Origin of the sequence: uncultured Aquincola sp. (assembly GCF_964001545.1) — a bacterium.
Classification (GTDB): domain Bacteria; phylum Pseudomonadota; class Gammaproteobacteria; order Burkholderiales; family Burkholderiaceae_C; genus Aquincola.
Genome location: NZ_CAXFDV010000437.1, coordinates 1 through 2,132 on the forward strand (window position 1 = coordinate 1; position 2,132 = coordinate 2,132).

Genomic DNA, 2,132 nt, shown 5'->3' on the forward strand with positions numbered 1-2,132 from the left:
ACGCCCTTGACGTAGAAGTCGATCTTGTCCTTCCAGTCCTGGTCGGCCTTGGTGCCGGCGGGCAGGCGTTCCTTGCCCGAGGCATCGACCACCGGGCCGGTGAACACCTCGAACTCGCCGGCCTTCATCTTGACCTTGATCTCGTCGATCTTCTTGCGGGTGTCTTCCGGCACCACGTCAGCGATCTTGATCAGGTCGTTCTGGCCTTCCTTGACGCCCCAGACGGTGCGCTCGGTCTTCCAGGTGCCGTCCATCACTTCCTTGATGGCCTTCTTGTAGTAGCCGCCCCACAGCGCCACGGCCGAGCCCAGGTGGGCCTTGGGCGCGAAGGCGCTCATGTCGCTGTCCCAGCCGAAGGCGTACTTGCCGTTCTTCTCGGCGGTCTGCAGCACGGCCGACGAGTCGGTGTTCTGCAGCAGCACGTCGGCGCCGCCGTTGATCAGGCTTTGCGCGGCTTCGCCTTCCTTCGGGGGGTCGAACCAGGTGCTGACCCAGACCACCTTGGTCTTGATCTTCGGGTTCACGCTTTGCGCGCCCAGGGTGTAGGCGTTGATGTTGCGCAGCACCTCGGGGATGGGGAAGGAGCCGACGAAGCCGATGGTGCCCGTCTTGCTCATCGTGCCCGCGATCATGCCGGCCAGGTAGGCGTCCTCGAAGAACTTGGCATCGTAGATACGCATGTTCGGCGCGGTCTTGTAGCCGGTGGCGTGCTCGAACTTGACGTCCGGAAACTCGGCAGCCACCTTCATCATCGGTTCCATGTAACCGAAGGACGTGGCGAAGATGATCTTGTTGCCCTGGGTAGCCAGGTCGCGGATCACGCGCTCGGCGTCGGCGCCTTCGGGCACCTTCTCGACGAAGGTGGTCTTGACCTTGTCGCCAAACTCGGCCTCGACTTCCTTGCGGCCCTGGTCATGGGCGAACGTCCAGCCGGCGTCACCCACCGGGCCGACGTACACCCAGGCCGCCTTCAGCGGCTCAGGTGCGGCGGCGGCAGCGGGCGCGGAGGCGGGCTCGGTGGAAGCGACCGGCGCGGCCGGCTCTTCCTTCTTGCCACAACCCACCAGCGCGGCCGCGGCCACGGACGACAGCGCAGCCCACTTCAGCAGGTTGCGCTTGCTCATAACAGTCATGTTGGCTCCTCGGAGGAAACAGGTAACAGGTGGAAATGCCGATGTTAGGCGCCCGGATGGAACGGCTTGCCGAGCGAGGCCGGCATGTTGATGCGAATCCACAGCGGGTTGCGCGAGATCAGGGCCAGCACGACGATGGTGGCCAGGTAGGGCAGCATCGACAGCAGCTGGCTGGAGACTTCGACGCCGGCGCCCTGCAACGCGAACTGCAGCATGGTGACGCCGCCGAACAGGTAGGCGCCAAGCAAGACCCGCGCCGGCCGCCAGGTGGCGAAGGTGGTGAGCGCCAGCGCGATCCAGCCGCGGCCCGCGACCATGCCCTCGACCCACAGCGGGGTGTAGACGGTCGAGAGATACGCGCCCGAAAGGCCGCACAGCGCCCCGCCCGCGATCACGGCCATGAGGCGGATGCGCCGCACCGGATAGCCCAGCGCATGCGCCGATTCGGGCGACTCGCCGACCGAGCGCAGCACGAGGCCGGCGCGCGTGCGGTAGAGAAACCAGATCAGGCCCACGGTCAGCAGCACGGCGACGTAGACCATCGGGTGATGGCGGAACAGCGCGGGGCCGAGCAGCGGAATGTCGGCCAGCACGGGAATCGCATAGCTCGCGCTCTCGGGCAGCTTGGCCTGCACGAAGTTGATGCCGGCGAAGGCCGAGAAGCCGACGCCGAACAGGCTCAGCGCGAGGCCGGTGGCGTACTGGTTGGTGTTGAGCCAGATGACGAGCACGCCGAAGAAGGCGGCCAGCAAGGCACCGGCGGCCATGCCGGCGAGCAGGCCGAGCCAGGGGTTGTGGGTGGTCACCACGGTCGCGAAACCGGCGATGGCGGCGCACAGCATCATGCCCTCGGCGCCGAGGTTGACGATGCCGGCTTTCTCGTTGATGAGAAGGCCTAGCGCGGCGATGGCGAGGACGGTGCCGGCGCTCAGGGTGGAGCCCAGGAGGAGTGCGTAGCTGTCCATTTTTAGTGGCTCTCGTTGCTTGTGTGGTTATCTG

General features: G+C 66.1%; 2 protein-coding genes. Both read right to left on the bottom strand.

What is annotated here, in order from left to right; all coding sequences use genetic code 11:
• Positions 1–1,133 (bottom strand): BMP family ABC transporter substrate-binding protein (locus tag ABNT58_RS14870; protein ID WP_348754238.1); only part of this gene is annotated, 1,133 nt, incomplete at its 3' end.
• A 44-nt stretch (positions 1,134–1,177) separates the two neighbouring features.
• Positions 1,178–2,098 (bottom strand): ABC transporter permease, encoded by a 921-nt coding sequence (locus tag ABNT58_RS14875; RefSeq protein WP_348754239.1) that lies wholly within the window; start codon positions 2,096–2,098, stop codon positions 1,178–1,180.
• Positions 2,099–2,132 lie beyond the last annotated feature (34 nt).

What these genes read in the sequence shown, in the direction of transcription:
- ABNT58_RS14875 (WP_348754239.1), bottom strand. Translation starts at nt 2,098, where the DNA reads ATGGACAGCTACGCACTCCTCCTGGGCTCCACCCTGAGCGCCGGCACC.